The sequence below is a fragment of the Sphingomonas sp. genome, assembly GCF_025362505.1.
Lineage (GTDB): Bacteria > Pseudomonadota > Alphaproteobacteria > Sphingomonadales > Sphingomonadaceae > Sphingomicrobium.
Genome location: NZ_JANYGG010000130.1, coordinates 1 through 15,882 on the forward strand (window position 1 = coordinate 1; position 15,882 = coordinate 15,882).

A 15,882-nucleotide genomic window follows, 5' to 3' on the forward strand; every position below is an offset into this window, starting at 1 on the left:
AGAAGTCGTTCTCCCAGACCCGGCCGAACTCGATCTTGAAATCCACCAGCGTGATGCCGACGGCGCCGAACATGCCGGTCAGGAAATCGTTGACCCGCAGGGTCGTGGCCATCATGTCGTCGATGTCCTGGGGTTGCGCCCAGTTGAACGCGGTGATGTGTTCCTCGGCGACCATCGGATCGCCAAGTTTATCATCCTTCAGGTAGAACTCGATGATCGAGCGCGGTAGCGCCTGACCCTCGGGAATTCCGAATCGCTTCGATAGCGAGCCCGCCGCGATATTGCGGCAAACGACTTCAAGGGGGATGATCTCGACCTCCTTGATCAGCTGTTCGCGCAGATTCATCCGCTTGATGAAATGGTTCTGCACGCCGATCGAGTTGAGGCGCGTCATGATGTGTTCACTGATGCGATTGTTGATCACGCCCTTACCCTCGAGCACCGCCTTCTTGGTGCCGTCGAACGCGGTCGCGTCGTCCTTGAAATACTGGATCAGGGTGCCGGGCTCGGGACCTTCGTAAAGGATCTTGGCCTTGCCTTCGTAAATCTGGCGGCGACGCGTCATGGGCTGCTTGGGCTTTCGCAAACGGGAAGACGCGCGGCTATAGGCGCGGCGACCGCGCGGCGCAAAGGATCGTTGGACCTCGCGCCGCTGGGTCAGCGCCACCGCTGTGTTCGCTTCGTCATCGTCTCTCCTGTTCGCCTTCGCTGCCAAGGCTGGGCGGTAAATGATAACGGTCGGAGTGTTTTAGGCGAACGGCAACAGGTCATGCGGCGGACTGTGGGGAAGGATCACACCGCGTTCGGCGAGGAACAGGTGACGGACGATTTCGGCTTGTTGCTCCAGTCCATAACGGCCGAACGGCCGGCCGGGCTCGATCTGGTAGGAATAGCGGCAGAACGGGTGGCGCATCAGGGGGAGGTAGTAGCGGCCCCTCGTCTGCGCCTGCCACACATGGGTCATCTCGTGGATCAACAGGCCCTGTGCGGTGAGCGCATCGCGCGCGAAGTCGTCGGACCAGGTCGAGCCTTTGGGGTGGAAATGGATATTCCCGGTCGGTGCCATGACGATGGACCTCGGCTGCAACGGCCACCACGGGCGGTGGACCAGGCGAACGGCCGCATAGTCGACCGCGTCGGCGAAGATGGTTCGCGCCAGCTCGATTTCGCCGGGGGTAAGAGATCGTTCGTCGGTCATGCCGCTCCTTTAGCGCCGGTCGCCGCCGGCGCCCCCCATTTTGTGTGCTTGCCCGGGAAGGCGCGTCTCGCTACGGCATCGTCAAAATCAGCAAGAAGGAATGCGAGCATGAGCGAGACCGCCGATCGGGTGAAGAAGATCGTTGTCGAGCATCTCGGCGTTGAAGCCGAGAAGGTCACCGAGGAAGCCAGCTTCATCGACGATCTCGGCGCGGACAGCCTCGACATCGTCGAGCTGGTCATGGCGTTCGAGGAAGAGTTCGGGGTCGAAATCCCCGACGATGCCGCCGAGAAGATCGCCACCGTCAAGGACGCGATTTCCTACATCGACGAACACAAGGCCTGATCGGGCGGCGTTTGCCCGTGAATTTTCCGCTGTGCCGCAAGGCGTAGCGGGGCTTGAACAGGCCCAGCCCCATCGGGTCTGGGCCTGTTTGGTTTGGGGAGAGTAGAATGCGCCGTGTCGTTGTAACCGGGTTGGGGCTCGTCACGCCGTTGGGCGCCGATGTCGAGACGACATGGGCCAATATCCTGGCCTCCAAGAGTGGCGCGGGGACCATCACCCGGTTCGACACCACCGGCCAAAAGTGCACCATCGCCTGCGAGGTCAAGCCTGCCGGTCATGAATATGGCTTCGATCCCAACAAGCGGGTCGATCACAAGGTTCAGCGCCAGGTCGATCCATTCATTATTTATGGCATCGATGCTGCCGGACAGGCGCTCGAGGATGCGGGCCTCACCGACATGGACGAGGAAACCCGGATTCGCACGGGTTGCTCGATCGGGTCGGGCATCGGGGGTTTGCCCGGGATCGAGAGTGAATCGCTGGTCCTGGCCGAGAAAGGCCCGGGCAGGGTCAGCCCGCACTTCGTTCACGGCCGACTGATCAACCTCATCTCGGGGCAGGTGTCGATCAAATATGGGCTGATGGGGCCCAACCATGCGGTCGTCACCGCTTGCTCGACCGGGGCGCATTCGATCGGCGACGCCGCGCGGATGATCAAGGACGACGACGCCGACATCATGCTGGCAGGGGGCGCCGAGGGTACGATCAATCCGTTGGGCGTGGCCGGATTCGCGCAGGCGCGCGCGCTCAACACGAGCTTCAACGACCGGCCACAGCAGGCCAGCCGCCCCTATGACAAGGGCCGCGACGGCTTCGTCATGGGCGAGGGCGCGGGTGTCGTCGTGTTGGAGGAATATGAGCACGCCAAGGCGCGCGGCGCCAAGATCTACGCCGAGATCGTCGGCTATGGTCTGTCGGGCGATGCCTATCACGTCACCGCCCCGCATCCCGAAGGCAAGGGCGCCGAACTCGCCATGCGGATGGCGCTCAAGAAGGCCGGCATGCAGCCGTGCGAGATCGACTATATCAATGCTCATGGCACCTCGACGATGGCCGACACGATCGAGCTTGCCGCCGCCAAGCGCGTGTTCGGCGATGATCTGTGCGGTGCGTCGATGAGCAGCACCAAGTCAGCGATCGGTCATTTGCTGGGCGGTGCCGGCGCGGTCGAGAGCATCTTCTGCATCCTCGCCATTCGCGACCAGATCGTCCCCCCGACGCTTAATCTCGATGATCCTGACGAGGGCACCGAGGGGGTCGATCTTGTGCCTCACGTGGCCAAGCGGCGGGTGGTCAAGGCGGCGCTCAACAACAGTTTCGGGTTCGGCGGGACCAACGCCAGCCTGGTGATTAAAGCGATCGACGCCTAGCCTCGTGCGCAAGCTCCTCGGCCTTGTCGTGTTCGCGTTGCTGGCGGGCTTGGTGGCGGTGTGGATGCTGTGGTGGAGCGCGGGGCCGGCGGACAAGCCGCAACGGGTGGTGGTGCAGCAGGGCGCGACGCTCGGTGTTGTCGCCGGGCAGCTCCACAAGGCCGGGGTGATCCCCGGTTCGCGGCGGACCTATCTTGCGATGGCGCGGCTGTTCGGGTCGTGCGATCCGGTCCAGGCAGGCGAGTTCGAGGTGCCGCGCGGGATGAGCGGGGCGGCGGTGCTCGACCTCATCCAGCACGGCGGGCCGGTGCAGCGGCTGATGACGATCCCCGAGGGGATGCCGTCGATCATGGTGCAGGAGCGGCTGGCGGCGCTGCCGTTCGCTTCGGGCGAGGCAGCCCTGCCGGCCGAGGGCTCGGTGCTGCCCGACAGCTATGGTTATGCGCGAGGCGAAGCGCGCTCAAGGATCCTCAAGCGCGCGACCGAGGCAATGACGCGGACCCTCGACGAGCTATGGGAGAAGCGGTCGCCGAACACGGTCGTCACGTCGAAGGCCGAGGCGGTGACGCTTGCCTCGATCGTCGAGAAGGAGACCGGCAAGCCCGCCGAGCGGCCGACCGTCGCCGGGGTCTATTCCAACCGGCTGCGGATGGGGATGAAGCTCGACGCCGATCCGACGGTGATTTACCCGATCACCAGGGGCAAGCCGCTCGGGCGGCGGATCCTGCGGTCCGAGCTCGACGCCGACAATGGCTACAACACCTATCGCCGCGCGGGTCTGCCTGACGGTCCGATCGCAAATCCGGGCAAGGCGAGCATCGCCGCGGTGCTGAACCCGGCGCCGACGAAAGCGCTCTACTTCGTCGCCGACGGCACCGGCGGGCATGTCTTCGCCGAGACGCTGGCCGAGCAGAACGCCAATGTGGCCAAGTGGTTCGCGCTCCGCCGCCAGCGCGGCGAAATCAAATAGTTGTCAGCGCCCGAGTGATCAGGGCTTGAGCGCGCTCGCCCGGACGTAACCGACGCGGCGGTCCTTCCCGGCGTAACCCCACGCCCAGCCGAGCGAATTGTCGAGCATGGCGAGTTCGTCGCCCTTCGCGAGCTGCGCAATTGGTTCGGCCTCTGCGTCACGGCTGGCGAACAGTGGGGCGGCTTCGCCGAGGTGCCGGAGCAGCGGCTCGGCATAGTGCGAGGCGATCACCGTTCCAGCCAGTGCGATGTCGGCGAGGTCCTGGCGATAGGCGTGGGTCGCGCGGTCGGGGCGCTGCGAGCGCCCGGCCAGCGAGAAGCTTTCAACCGCGGGCGAAGGCGGGGCGGGGCGTGGCGGCTTGCGCCGGCTGGCTGTCGATGGCTGGCCGCTGCCCGCCGTCGTCGTCGCCGGACCTGAGCAATTTTTTGAAACCGTCAAGAAAATCTGCCCCGTTTGGAGTGCGGACAACGAACACGTTGCGGCGGTCGTCCTCGTCCCGCTCGCGGCGCAGATAGCCCAGCGAGCCGAGGGTGTTCAAGGCGCGCGTCACGACCGGCTTCGAAACCCCGAGCACGCGCGCCAAGCCTCGCACGGTATGGGGGCCGGGGGTCAGGTAGACGATCATCAGCAGCGCCATCTGGCGATTGGTGAGATCCGGCTCGCCCGAACGGACATAACCGATCAGCGCGCGCATCCAGCCCATGAGAGCATTATCGGTCATCGCTCTCGACTCTCCTTGTCGCCGCGTTGTGCAGGAGAAACGGAGCGCGCGCCGAAATGTTGCGTGAACGTGTCGATTGGCGAGCGAAAATCTGGCCAGACTCTCGCTTACGCACGGGGATAGCGGCGTTCGAGCAGGGCGAAAGCGGCGCGCAGACCGAGCGCTTCGCCACCTTTTGGGCGACCTGGCTTGGCGGCCGGGCGCCAGGCGAAGGTGTCGAGGTGCGCCCACGGCGTGCCGTCGGGAACGAAGCGGCGAAGGAACAGCGCGGCGGTGACCGATCCGGCGAAGGGAGAGTCGGCCGAGTTCGCGAGGTCGGCGAGGTCGGACTTGAGCATCTCGTCATAACCGTCCCACAGCGGCATGCGCCACAGTGGATCGGTGCTTTCGTGGGCTGCCACAAGCAGTTGGGCAGCCAGCGCCTCGTCATTGACGAAGGTCGCGGGCAGGTCGGGGCCGAGGGCGATCCGGGCGGCGCCGGTCAGGGTGGCGAAGTCGAGGATGAGTTCGGGCTTTTCTTCTCCGGCCCGGGTCAGCGCGTCGCCCAGCACGAGGCGGCCTTCGGCGTCGGTGTTGTCGACCTCGACCGTCAGCCCGACGCGGCTCAAGAGGATGTCGCCGGGACGAAAGGCAGTGGCGGAGACGCTGTTCTCGACCGCCGGGATGAGCAAATGGAGGCGGACGGGGAGCCGTTCGGCCATGACGAGCCCGGCGAGCGCGAGCGCGTGGGCGGCGCCGCCCATGTCCTTCTTCATCAGGCGCATGCCCGACGCGGGCTTGAGGTCGAGGCCGCCGCTGTCGAAGCACACCCCCTTGCCGACGAGCGCGACGCGTGGGTGGTCGACGCGGCCCCACGTCAATTCGATCAGGCGCGGGGCGCGGGCGCGCTCGGCAGCGCGGCCGACGGCGGCGATCATCGGATAGCCCTGGTCGAGCGCGTCGCCCGAGGTGACGGTGAGGGTCGCGCCATGCTGGTCGGCGAGGGTGCGGGCGACGGCTTCGAGATCGGCCGGGCCCATGTCGGAAGCGGGGGTGTCGACAAGGTCGCGGACGAGGACGGTCGCTTCGGCGAGGCGGACGGTGACCGGGATGGCGGCGACGTCGCCGACGAGGAGGGTGCGCCGAGGCTGCGGCTCGGGCTTCGACTTGTAACGGTCGAAGCGGTGCTGGGCGAGCAACCAGCCGAGCGCGGCCGGGCCGGGGTCGCCTTGCGCCAGGCGGTAGCGGCCCTCGGGCAGCGCCTCGCCGAGCTTCGCCAGGCACCAGGGGGAGAGGTTGGCGGTATTGGCGACGGTGGTGACGACCTCGAACTCGTCGCCCTCGGTCGGCAGGAGCGCGAATTGGTAGCCGACCTTGCCGTCGAATCGCATCGCAGCCAGCATCGCGCGGTGGGCGGCCGGGCGGGCCTTGAGCCAGTCGGCGAACCCGTCCTTGTCGACGAGGTGGATGGAGCGGGCGGGCTCGCCGCGGTCGGCGGTGAGGAGGTCGGTGAAATCGGTCATGCGCGCTTCTTGGCGGAAGGTCAGTCTAAAGTCAGCCCTTCGATGGCTTGCGGCGTCAGGTCAGCGGTGAAGGTCAGCGGTGGGGGCCAGCGGCGGGGGCCAGAGGCGGGGGCAGCGGCGGGATCGCCATTCGGAAAGTCAGGCTAAAGTCAGCCCCTCGCATTACCCTCGCGCCCCTGATCTTCGCCGGGACCTTCGGTTTCGTCGAACGATATCTTTTCGCCAGCGCGCAGCTTGTCGAGCAGCGCATCGATCATCGGCGAAGCTTCGTCGGGGACGAAGTCGGGACCGTCACGCTTGCCGACGAACCAGTGGGGCAGCTTGCCCTTGCCGATCTCGGCCATGTCGAGCTGTTCGGCAAGATCCTCGGGGGTGTAGCCGAGTTCGGGACGAGCGGGGCGAACCGGCTCGAGCCGATCGAGCGCTTCGCCGAGCGAGGGCAGGGGCGGCGCGGCGGGCTCGTGCGCCGGGCGTTGGTCGCGTTCGGCATAGCGGAAGCGATCGGGGTGATAGGCCTTGAGGAGAAAGATCAGCAGCCGATCGTGGTGGATATGCCTGCGCCCGACGATGTCGCCGTCACGATTGTACACCGCCTCGTCGGTGCCCCGGATGGCGCGCTGGAATGCCACGTCGACGAGCCGCGCCGATGCGTTGGCGATCGCGGCGTCCCAGGCGGCGGCGAAATTTTCCGACCCGGGTGCCCGGCGCAGGCGATAGGCACCGCTTTCGGCCATGTCGACTTCGCGCGCCGCGATCGCGACGCAGCCCGAATCGGCGAGGGCGGAGATGAATTCCTGCTGGCGCTGCGGGGTCCAGCCGTCGGCGCGGGGGCGGCGAAGGACAGGGACCCACTGGTAGCGGGCGGGGTCGAAGCCGTGGTCGTCGACGAGGTGCGAGGGAGCGATGTCAGGCGGTGCCGTGGGGGCGAACGGAATCGTCGCCGGGAGCGAGGACGCGGCGGGCGGATCGAAACCGGCGGCGACCGGGGGAAGCGGCGCGGCGACGGGATGATCCTCGGCGACTCGCGGGAGAGGTTTGTTATGATGGTTTTTCATGAACCAATGTGGTACATAATAGCAGGGCTGTAGGAAAGTTTAATTTTGCGTTCAGAGGATTATGTTTGCGCTGTGTCCCATCACCGGATGGAGCCGACCGCCGGCACTCCGACGGTGCAGTCCTCCTGTCGGTACTCGTTTCTTATCGCCGTGCCAGGGCGTCAGGCTTGGCCGATGCGCCAGGAACGTGCTGTCGCGAGATTGATGTGGAGTGGCGGAAAAACGGACTTTAAACTCATAAATCGTTGGACAGATAACGACCCAGTTGCCGACATTCGTGATAACCCCAACCGATGCCGAAAAGCGGCTGTTCGTTCAGGTAGAGTGCTTAGCGAGGTTAATCCTTCTTGAGATCAATTGGTGATTATTGGACATTCGGAATTTTGACGATGCTACCCGCAGCTTGGCCCATGACATCGTCCGCGTTCGTGACCACGGTTACATAAAGGTCTTTCTCGCCCGGGCCGAACGCGACATTCGTGGTGCCATTCCCGGCTGCCACGTCGAAGATGTGCAGCAATTTTCCCTGAGGTGATATTTTGAGAACTCTCCCTCCATAGAATTGCGCCACGAAAAGATCGCCCTTGCTGTCGACCTTAAGACTGTCGGGTCCGGCGAACCAGTTTTCGACCTTGTTTGGCACGAGCAGGTTGAGCAGGGCGAAGTTGGATCGATGGCTGAGCGTCCCATCCGCCTCAATCGAGAATTTCATGACGATGTTGCCGACCATCTCGGCCACGTAGAGCGTCTTCTGATCCGCCGAGACAGCAACGCCATTAGCGTAGTTGATGTCATCGGCGACTTCAGTCCAAGCTTTGCTATCGGGCGCCAGGTAAAGGACGCGCCCGACAATTGCCGCAGGCGTCTTGTCAAAAGGACCGAAGACAGTGGCGTAGGCCGCACCGTTGGCCGCCACGACGATGTCGTTGATCCCGCCGTCAAATCCGCGGCCTCGGTCATCCACCGTCCAGCGACGCAATTCCTTTCCGTCCAGATCAAGCTCGAGAATGGCCCCGTGCGGATCGGAACAGGCGAGCAGGAGCGTCTTCCGCTTGGTCAACGCTAACCCGTTATGACTACAACCGGGCGCGCTGTTAATGACTTTGCTGGTCTTCCCGTCCCATCGTGACAGCGAGCCGGGATTCCACGCGACATAATAGAGAACTCCATCGACGACGAGTGGTCCTTCGGGACCCAAGACGTTCGCAATGATCGTGGTTTCCCTGGACAGCGCGGGAGACGCAGAAATCAGCGAAAGCCCCAGTCCGAATACAAAGCGCAGCGATTTTGGCATATTGGTGATTCCCCACGACCCTTAGTGTGAGGCTATTCCAGCCGACGCCACATGGAAAGGCCGCTCGTAAGCTTCAAAACTCGCCGAAAGCAGCCTGGCCGCACACCACCAATGGCGGACATTAAGAAGGCGGCAGCACCGAGTGGTGCTTCGCTGACGCGGTCAGACCGCGACTACGCTGCAGTTCGTGGCGCCGGCCGAGCTGTTTGAGGGGATGCGGCTCAAGCTGCCGCCGGCAGTCTTCAGCTTGTCCGGGGGACAACCGACCTGAAGATCCCGCAAGGGGCGACCAGCTAGACTGTCGGCACGCCGAACAGATCATGCTCGTCGCTGTCCTCGATGATGGCGCTGACGATGTCGCCGGGCGCCAGGTGGCCGGCGTCGCGGAGGTGAACTTCGCCGTCGATTTCGGGAGCGTCGGCTTTCGAGCGACCGGTGGCGCCGCCGGTGTCACTGTCGACCGCGTCGATCAGGACGTCGAGGGTACGACCGACTTTCGCGGCCAGTTTTTCGGCCGAGATGCGGGCGGTGAGTTCCATGATGCGCGCGTAGCGTTCTTCCTTGAGCTCTTCCGGGACCGGGTCGGGCAGCGCGTTGGCGGCGGCGCCGTGGACCGGCTCGAAGCGGAAGGCGCCGACGCGGTCGAGCTGGGCTTCGGTCAGCCAGTCGAGGAGATACTGGAAATCGGCCTCGGTCTCGCCGGGGAAGCCGACGACGAAGCTCGAGCGGACCGCGATGTCGGGGCACTCGACGCGCCAGTTGCTGAGGCGTTCGAGGACCTTGGCCTCGTTGGCGGGGCGCTTCATCGCCTTCAGGATCTTGGGGCTGGCGTGCTGGAACGGGATGTCGAGGTAGGGCAGGACGAGCCCCTCGGCCATCAGCGGGATGACGCTGTCGACGTGGGGGTAGGGGTAGACGTAGTGGAGCCTCACCCACGCGCCGAGCTTGCCCAGTTCGCGGGCGAGGTCGGTCATGTGGGCGCGAACTTCGGTGGGCTCGGCGTTCCGGGGCTTCCACGGCCATGCGGCGTGGCGCAGGTCGAGGCCGTAAGCCGACGTGTCCTGGCTGATGATCAGCAGCTCGCGGGTGCCGGCGGCGATGAGCTTTTCGGCTTCGCGCAGGATCGCGTCGGGGCGGCGGCTGACGAGGTCGCCGCGGATCGAGGGGATGATGCAGAAGGCGCAGCGGTGGTTGCAGCCTTCGGAGATTTTTACGTAGCTGTAGTGACGCGGGGTGAGCTTGAGGTCCGACAGATCGGCTTGCGGGACAAGGTCGAGATATGGCGAGGGGGTCGTTGGTGCGGCTTCGTGGACCGCGGCGACGACCTGGTCGTACTGCTGCGGGCCGGTGATCGCGAGAACGCTCGGGAAGCGGGCGCGGATGACGTCGGCTTCATTGCCCATGCAGCCGGTGACGACAACGCGGCCGTTCTCGGCGATCGCTTCGCCAATCGCCTCGAGGCTTTCCTCCTTGGCGGAGTCGAGGAAGCCGCAGGTGTTGACCAGCACGACGTCGGCGCCGGCATAGTCGGACGACATCTGGTAACCGTCGGCGCGAAGGCGAGTGAGGATGCGCTCGCTGTCGACCAGCGCCTTGGGACAGCCGAGCGAAACCATGCCGACGCGCGGCGGGGATGGAAGGGTGGTTGCCATGGGGAGCGGGGCCCTTAGCCGAATGTCGGGGCGAAATCGAGGTGCTTGTTGCGCGCACCGAACCTCGCCGCTGGCATTGGCCGGCAGGGCTGGCTAAGGCGCGGAGAGTTTTCAGCTATTTCGGACGTTTCGATCAATGCGCATCACCATGATCGGCACCGGCTATGTGGGGCTCGTTTCGGGGGCCTGTTTCGCGGATTTCGGCCATGACGTGACGTGCATCGACAAGGACGCGGCCAAGATCGCGCTGATCCATGGCGGCAAGATGCCGATCTGGGAGCCGGGGCTAGAGGGGCTGGTCAAGTCGAACCAGGAGCGCGGGCGGCTGCGCTTTACGACCGATCTCGCGGCGGGCGTCGCGGAGGCGGAGGCGGTGTTCATCGCGGTCGGCACGCCGGCGCGGCGCGGCGACGGGCACGCCGATCTGAGCTATGTCTATGCCGCGGTGCGCGAACTGGCCAAGGCGCTGACGCATGCGGTGGTGGTGGTGACGAAATCGACGGTGCCGGTCGGGACGGGCGACAAGATTGCGTGCATCCTGGAGGAGGAGGGAGCTCCCGCGGGGACGGTGGTCGCGTCGAACCCCGAGTTCCTGCGCGAGGGCGCGGCGATCGCCGACTTCAAGCATCCCGACCGGATACTGGTCGGGGCCGAGGATGATCAGGCGCGCAAAGTGCTGGCGGAGATTTACCGGCCGCTGTTTCTGAACAAGGCGCCGTTGCTGTTCACCTCGCGGCGGACGGCCGAGCTGACGAAGTATGCGGCCAACGCGTTCCTCGCGATGAAGATCAGCTTCATCAACGAGATCGCCGACTTGTGCGAGGCGGTCGGAGCCGATGTGCAGGATGTCGCGCGCGGGATCGGGCTCGACAACCGGATCGGGGCGAAGTTCCTCCATGCCGGGCCGGGCTATGGCGGGAGCTGCTTTCCCAAGGACACGTTGGCGCTGCTCAGGACCGCCGAGGAAGCCGGGGTCGAGCAGCGGATTATCTCGACCGTGGTCAAGGTCAATGACGACCGCAAGGCGGCCATGGCCGACCGGGTGCGCGATGCGGTTGGCGGGAGCCTGGCGGGCAAGACGGTTGCGCTGCTCGGGCTGACGTTCAAGCCGAACACCGACGACATGCGCGATTCGCCGTCGATCCCGCTGGCGGAGGGACTGCTGATGGGGGGCGCCACGGTGGCGGCCTATGATCCGGTCGGGCGGGAGCAGGCCGAGCCATTGTTGCCGGGGATCAGGTTCGCTGGCGATGCCTATGACGCGGCCAAGGGTGCCGACGCGCTGGTGATCGTTACCGAGTGGGACGAGTTCCGCGCGCTGGACCTTGGCCGGCTGGCTGGGGTGATGGCGGGCAAGTCGTTGATCGACTTGCGGAACATCTATGATCGTGAAGCGGTTGAACGCGCAGGGCTGACCTATCGGGGCGTCGGCCGCGGTGCCTAGTTGCGTGTCGAGGGGAAGGCGATGACCGAAGATCCGACAATCGTGGTGATCGGGCTCGGCTATGTCGGGCTGCCGCTCGCGGTGGCATTGGCGAAACGGTTCCGAACGATCGGGTTCGATATCGATACGGGCCGGATCGCGGAACTTCGGCACGGCGTGGACCGCACGCGCGAAGTCGAGCCCGCACGGCTGCGCGAAACGACGCTGCAGCTGACCGACGAGGCCGAGGATGCGCGCGGCGCGGACCTTTATATCGTGACCGTGCCGACCCCGGTCGATCGCACCAACCAGCCCGATCTTGGCGCCATTACCGCGGCGTCGCGGATCGTTGCGACGCTGATCGATCCGGCGAAGCGACCGACGGTGGTGTTCGAAAGTACGGTGTATCCGGGCGTGACCGAGGAGCATTGCGGCGCCGAGATCGAGCGCGCCGGGGGACTGACACGCGGGCGCGACTTTCGGCTCGGCTACAGCCCCGAGCGGATCAACCCGGGCGACCGCGAGCATACGGTCGAACGGATCACCAAGGTCATCGCCGGAGACGATGACGAGGTCGTCGAGCAGCTCGCCGCGGTTTACGGAGCGGTGACCAGCGGCGGGGTGTTTCGCGCGGCGTCGATCAAGGCCGCCGAGCGCGCCAAGGTAATCGAGAATGCCCAGTTAGGTTCACTGAAACTCAATAAGGAGCAAACGAGCTAATGACTTATCTGGTAACACGATAACTCTTTCTGTCTTTTGCTCCCTCGTTCTTCTCTCCCAACTCTCACTGCCGATAGCTTCAGACTGCAATACGGTCACGCGCATGGTAGAAGTTGAAGCGGCAAAGCCCGATCGATGGACCGGGTTTATTTGGACTGCAGCAAAAAATGCCACCAAAAACATATGCGAACTATGAAACTAAATTTGATAACAGCCACTAAACCATTAGGGTGACCAAACCATTAAGAGGTTTCAGACGATTTTGGAGTTTGAGTTAAATGGTGAGACGCAAACCGTCGCCGCTTTCGCTCGTCGGTGGTCAAAGGATTGAAATCCTTTTTTAGTGCTTTGAGCGAACGCTTGCGACTTCTGACGATTTCGGCAAGCAGCTCGTCGCGGTTTACGGGGTGGTCACCAGCGCCGGGGTGTTTCGCGCCGTGCCGATCATGGGCGCTCGAGATCATCGAGAATGCCGAGCGCAGACAACAATCTGCTCTGCTCCAAATTGAGACGGCTGAAACAAAGGCGCAGCCAAAAAAATAGTCAACTAATAAAAATTATGATATACGAACGAACGTTAAATCGAAGAGACCTTGGATAAATAACTTTCGATTTTGAATAATCCCAACTCGGTTAACGCGAAATGACTACGCCTCTTATCTTCGCCTGACTCACGCACAATCAGATCAGTCTTTTGCAAATGTGCAATCCATCTCAAGCTAGTTGTCGGCGGAACGGCTGCGACGATACCTAGTTCTTTCGTCGCGACTTTTCGCGACTCAAGACGCGCCAAGTACAACTCGACTAGCATCTCCCATGCCGGATCTCCCAACATTATGTCGGGCAACAAATTTTTTCTTAACTCTTTGTTTTTGATTTCACACTTTATCCATTCAATTCGATTTGCAAAACTAGATTTGGTGCAAATGCAACTAAAATTATTCATTTGTAGAAGGCCCGACAAATCGACCCGGCTTTAATTACCTATTTGATCCCCTGCAGTCGGGCAACAGGTGGTTAACTCTGTATTGACTTATTCCGTCATGACAAAAGGTGCCATTATGTTTGAATCCTTGGCAGAAATACAAACCGAAGAGGAAAAGTTACTTTTGACTGCAGTTCAAATAATGGAGTCTGCTCTGCTGATTGTAGACAAACTGCACTATGACAGGGTCGGGATACATCTGAGTCATGCGATTGAATTAGCCCGGGAAGTTAAAATAGTCAAAAACTAAAGGTATTTAAGAGGAGATAGGACTTTTCAAACTTGTCCTCAATATTCTAGTTCGTAAGCTACTCAGTGGAATATTAATCGCGGCGCCACATATGTCGTTCGAGTCTACCAAACTCGAGAGATGGGTAATTAACTGCTTGATCAAGTCAAAATCTTGAGCTTTTCTCGCGTACCTAGCTAAAATTATCGGTTCTTTCATGAACGTCTCGCCCAAATCTTCCACCAAACGAGCGACGTATCGCATCTCTTCTGCGCATCGCTCCCTGATTGCGCGCTGGGCGCTTATATGATCATCGAACTCGTTGTAAAAATCTTTAGATATTTTGTCGATCCTCTTCTCGATGTTAGATTGTGTCTTTGTCTCGTGCTCAAGACGGCTCAAACGCCCGTCAAGCCAACTGTCCAAATCAATGTTCTCGTGAAGTTTAATTCCACATCGGCTACCTTCGATCCTCACGAGGACCCCTTTAGTTTGAAGTTTGCCCTTCGATATGGTGACTTCGCTCCCAAGCTCGGGAGGATTGGGCAGTTCTAACTGCATTCCAGATAAAGAAATATCCCGCAGTCGCACAGCGAGCAAACGCGCGCCTGAGGCAAATGTTATTCCTGTTATAACTTTGGTCCTTCCCTGCTTGCGGTTGTTCGGCGCGGCTGTCACGTTACGGAACTCCTAGTGGAGGAAAAACCATAATGGATGGACGTTAACTGCGGGTTAGCGGTTTCTCAACATCACGCAGATCTGGAACGTGCTGAAGGGCGAGATGAGCTGGATCGGCCCGCGCCCGGAGGCCGAGGTACTGTCGGTATGGTACACAGGCGAAATCCCCTTCTACCGCTACCGTCATGTTGTGAAACCGGGAATTTCGGGCTGGGCGCAGGTCAATCAGGGCCATGTCGCGGCGGTCGACGACGTCCACCGCAAGCTCCAGTATGATTTCTATTACATCAAGTATTTCTCGCCGTGGCTCGATGTGCTGATCGTGTTCCGCACGATCAAGACAATGTTCACCGGCTTCGGCTCGCGCTGACCTTGGGATATTTTTGGTGAAGACCGTCCACTTGATCGCCGCCGCGCGCCCCAATTTCATGAAGGTTGCGCCGCTGTGGCATGCGCTAAGGGCGAGCGGTGAGTTCGAGCCCAGGCTGATCCATACCGGCCAGCATTATGATCCCAACCTGTCGGACGCCATCTTCGCCGACCTGTCGCTCCCGCAGCCCGATTTCCATCTTGGGGTCGGTTCGGGCAGCCATGCGACACAGACCGACAATGTGATGATCGGCTATGAAAAGATCGCGATCGAGCATCGGCCCGACTGGCTGGTGGTGGTCGGTGACGTCAATTCGACGCTGGCCTGCGCGCTGGTCGGGGCGAAGCTGCGCGTGCCCACGGTGCATCTCGAGGCGGGGTTGCGCAGCGGCGACCGCGACATGCCCGAGGAGATCAACCGGCTGGCGACCGATGTGATCGCCGACGTGCTATGGACGCCGTCGCCCGACGCGGACGCGAACCTGCTGGCGGAGGGGATTCCGGGGACACGGATCACGCGGGTCGGCAATATCATGCTCGACAGTTTCGAAATGGTCCGGCCCGAGGTTGAGGCGGCGGCCGAGTGGGAAGCGCAGGGGGTTCAGCGCGGGACCTACGGAGTGGTGACGCTGCACCGCCCGTCGAACGTCGACGGGGCCGACCGGCTCGAGGCGCTGGTCGCCGCGCTGATCGGGCTCCAACGGCGTATCCCGCTGGTGTTCCCGGTCCACCCGCGCACCGCGGCGCGGCTGGCGCAGAGCGGCATGGTGGCGCGGCTTGCCCAAGCCGGAGTGCGGCTGGCCGAGCCGTTGCCCTACAAGCGTTTCATGAGCCTGGTGCTCGGGAGCCGGATCGTCATCACCGACAGCGGCGGGATCCAGGAGGAGACGACCTACCTCGGAATTCCGTGCTGCACGTTGCGGAACAATACCGAGCGGCCGATCACGATTTCGCAAGGCACCAATCGGTTGGTTACGCTGGCCACGCTCGATCGCGCGGTGGACGAGGCGACCGGGCAGCAATATCAACCGCGACGACCCGAATATTGGGACGGCCAAACCGCCGCGCGGTGCGTCGCGGACTTACGGGCGCGCGGGTGACCGGCCGACGCCGGATACTTGCACTGACGACCGACAGTTTCGGCGGGCGCGGCGGGATTGCGAAGTATGCGCGCGATACAATCCGGACAATGGCGGCGCGGCCCGACGTCGCTGAAGTCGTGGTGCTCGCCTCGTTGGTGCCCGATCAGCCAGGTTTGTTGCCGCCGGGCGTGCGGCTGATCGACAGGTCGAGGGCGGGCAAGGCGGGCTATGTCGCCGAAGCAGCGCGGATCGCGCTGGCGGGCGGTTTCGACGCGGTGTGGATCGCTCA

General features: G+C 62.8%; 18 protein-coding genes. 8 read left to right on the forward strand and 10 right to left on the reverse strand.

The window, feature by feature from the left end:
* On the reverse strand, positions 1-565 hold a 565-nt coding region (locus Q0R27_RS12200), incomplete at its 3' end, for a phosphoribosylaminoimidazolesuccinocarboxamide synthase (RefSeq protein WP_293945241.1).
* Positions 566-748: 183 nt separating this feature from the next.
* Positions 749-1,198 (reverse strand): vgr related protein, encoded by a 450-nt coding sequence (locus Q0R27_RS12205; RefSeq protein WP_293945176.1) that lies wholly within the window; start codon positions 1,196-1,198, stop codon positions 749-751.
* Positions 1,199-1,306: 108 nt separating this feature from the next.
* Here Q0R27_RS12205 and Q0R27_RS12210 point away from each other — a divergent pair, with 108 nt between their 5' ends.
* The 3 genes from Q0R27_RS12210 (at position 1,307) to mltG (ending at position 3,883) form a co-directional block, all read left to right on the forward strand.
* A complete protein-coding gene (locus Q0R27_RS12210; protein ID WP_293945178.1) occupies positions 1,307-1,543 on the forward strand; it encodes an acyl carrier protein in 237 nt (78 codons plus the stop codon).
* Between the two features lie 107 nt (positions 1,544-1,650).
* Positions 1,651-2,913 carry a beta-ketoacyl-ACP synthase II gene (gene fabF, locus Q0R27_RS12215; protein WP_293945179.1) on the forward strand — a complete coding sequence of 421 codons (1,263 nt, stop codon included), beginning with the start codon at positions 1,651-1,653 and terminating at the stop codon, positions 2,911-2,913.
* Positions 2,914-2,917: 4 nt separating this feature from the next.
* Positions 2,918-3,883: an endolytic transglycosylase MltG gene (mltG, locus tag Q0R27_RS12220; RefSeq protein WP_293945181.1), complete on the forward strand. Its 966-nt coding sequence runs from the start codon at positions 2,918-2,920 to the stop codon at positions 3,881-3,883.
* An 18-nt stretch (positions 3,884-3,901) separates the two neighbouring features.
* On the opposite strand, the gene Q0R27_RS12225 is transcribed toward mltG, so the two are convergent.
* The 6 genes from Q0R27_RS12225 to rimO all read right to left on the reverse strand — a co-directional run bounded on the left by Q0R27_RS12225 (position 3,902) and on the right by rimO (position 10,107).
* The gene (locus tag Q0R27_RS12225; protein WP_293945183.1) at positions 3,902-4,321 is read right to left on the reverse strand and encodes a hypothetical protein; all 420 of its coding nucleotides are present in this window, start codon (positions 4,319-4,321) and stop codon (positions 3,902-3,904) included.
* Positions 4,206-4,604, reverse strand: coding sequence for a MarR family winged helix-turn-helix transcriptional regulator (locus Q0R27_RS12230; RefSeq protein ID WP_366080322.1), 399 nt, complete (start codon positions 4,602-4,604; stop codon positions 4,206-4,208). Before Q0R27_RS12230 ends, Q0R27_RS12225 begins: the two co-directional genes overlap by 116 nt.
* Before the next feature lie 107 nt (positions 4,605-4,711).
* Positions 4,712-6,106, reverse strand: coding sequence for a leucyl aminopeptidase family protein (locus Q0R27_RS12235; protein WP_293945185.1), 1,395 nt, complete (start codon positions 6,104-6,106; stop codon positions 4,712-4,714).
* Between the two features lie 149 nt (positions 6,107-6,255).
* The gene (locus Q0R27_RS12240; protein ID WP_293945187.1) at positions 6,256-7,161 is read right to left on the reverse strand and encodes a hypothetical protein; all 906 of its coding nucleotides are present in this window, start codon (positions 7,159-7,161) and stop codon (positions 6,256-6,258) included.
* Positions 7,162-7,525: 364 nt separating this feature from the next.
* Positions 7,526-8,455: an SMP-30/gluconolactonase/LRE family protein gene (locus Q0R27_RS12245; protein ID WP_293945226.1), complete on the reverse strand. Its 930-nt coding sequence runs from the start codon at positions 8,453-8,455 to the stop codon at positions 7,526-7,528.
* 293 nt (positions 8,456-8,748) lie between these two features.
* On the reverse strand, positions 8,749-10,107 hold the full coding sequence (gene rimO / locus Q0R27_RS12250; RefSeq protein WP_293945228.1) for a 30S ribosomal protein S12 methylthiotransferase RimO: 1,359 nt from the start codon (positions 10,105-10,107) through the stop codon (positions 8,749-8,751).
* A 136-nt stretch (positions 10,108-10,243) separates the two neighbouring features.
* Between rimO and Q0R27_RS12255 the strand changes: the two genes are divergently transcribed.
* Both Q0R27_RS12255 and Q0R27_RS12260 read left to right on the forward strand, forming a co-directional pair.
* Positions 10,244-11,551 (forward strand): UDP-glucose/GDP-mannose dehydrogenase family protein, encoded by a 1,308-nt coding sequence (locus Q0R27_RS12255; RefSeq protein WP_293945230.1) that lies wholly within the window; start codon positions 10,244-10,246, stop codon positions 11,549-11,551.
* A gap of 21 nt (positions 11,552-11,572) precedes the next feature.
* Positions 11,573-12,250 carry a hypothetical protein gene (locus tag Q0R27_RS12260; RefSeq protein ID WP_293945232.1) on the forward strand — a complete coding sequence of 226 codons (678 nt, stop codon included), beginning with the start codon at positions 11,573-11,575 and terminating at the stop codon, positions 12,248-12,250.
* Between the two features lie 577 nt (positions 12,251-12,827).
* Here the strand turns inward: Q0R27_RS12260 and Q0R27_RS13480 are convergent.
* Both Q0R27_RS13480 and Q0R27_RS12265 read right to left on the reverse strand, forming a co-directional pair.
* On the reverse strand, positions 12,828-13,196 hold the full coding sequence (locus tag Q0R27_RS13480) for a winged helix DNA-binding protein (protein ID WP_366080326.1): 369 nt from the start codon (positions 13,194-13,196) through the stop codon (positions 12,828-12,830).
* A gap of 295 nt (positions 13,197-13,491) precedes the next feature.
* Positions 13,492-14,142, reverse strand: a complete 651-nt coding sequence (locus Q0R27_RS12265) for a PilZ domain-containing protein (RefSeq protein WP_293945235.1) — start codon at positions 14,140-14,142, stop codon at positions 13,492-13,494.
* A 79-nt stretch (positions 14,143-14,221) separates the two neighbouring features.
* Here Q0R27_RS12265 and Q0R27_RS12270 point away from each other — a divergent pair, with 79 nt between their 5' ends.
* The 3 genes from Q0R27_RS12270 to Q0R27_RS12280 form a co-directional block, all read left to right on the forward strand.
* Entirely contained in the window at positions 14,222-14,512 is a 291-nt protein-coding gene (locus tag Q0R27_RS12270) for a sugar transferase (RefSeq protein ID WP_293945245.1), read from the forward strand.
* A 16-nt stretch (positions 14,513-14,528) separates the two neighbouring features.
* Positions 14,529-15,611: a UDP-N-acetylglucosamine 2-epimerase (non-hydrolyzing) gene (gene wecB, locus Q0R27_RS12275; protein ID WP_293945237.1), complete on the forward strand. Its 1,083-nt coding sequence runs from the start codon at positions 14,529-14,531 to the stop codon at positions 15,609-15,611.
* Positions 15,608-15,882: hypothetical protein (locus Q0R27_RS12280; protein ID WP_293945239.1), on the forward strand; the 275-nt coding region annotated here is incomplete at its 3' end. The genes wecB and Q0R27_RS12280, both read left to right, overlap by 4 nt.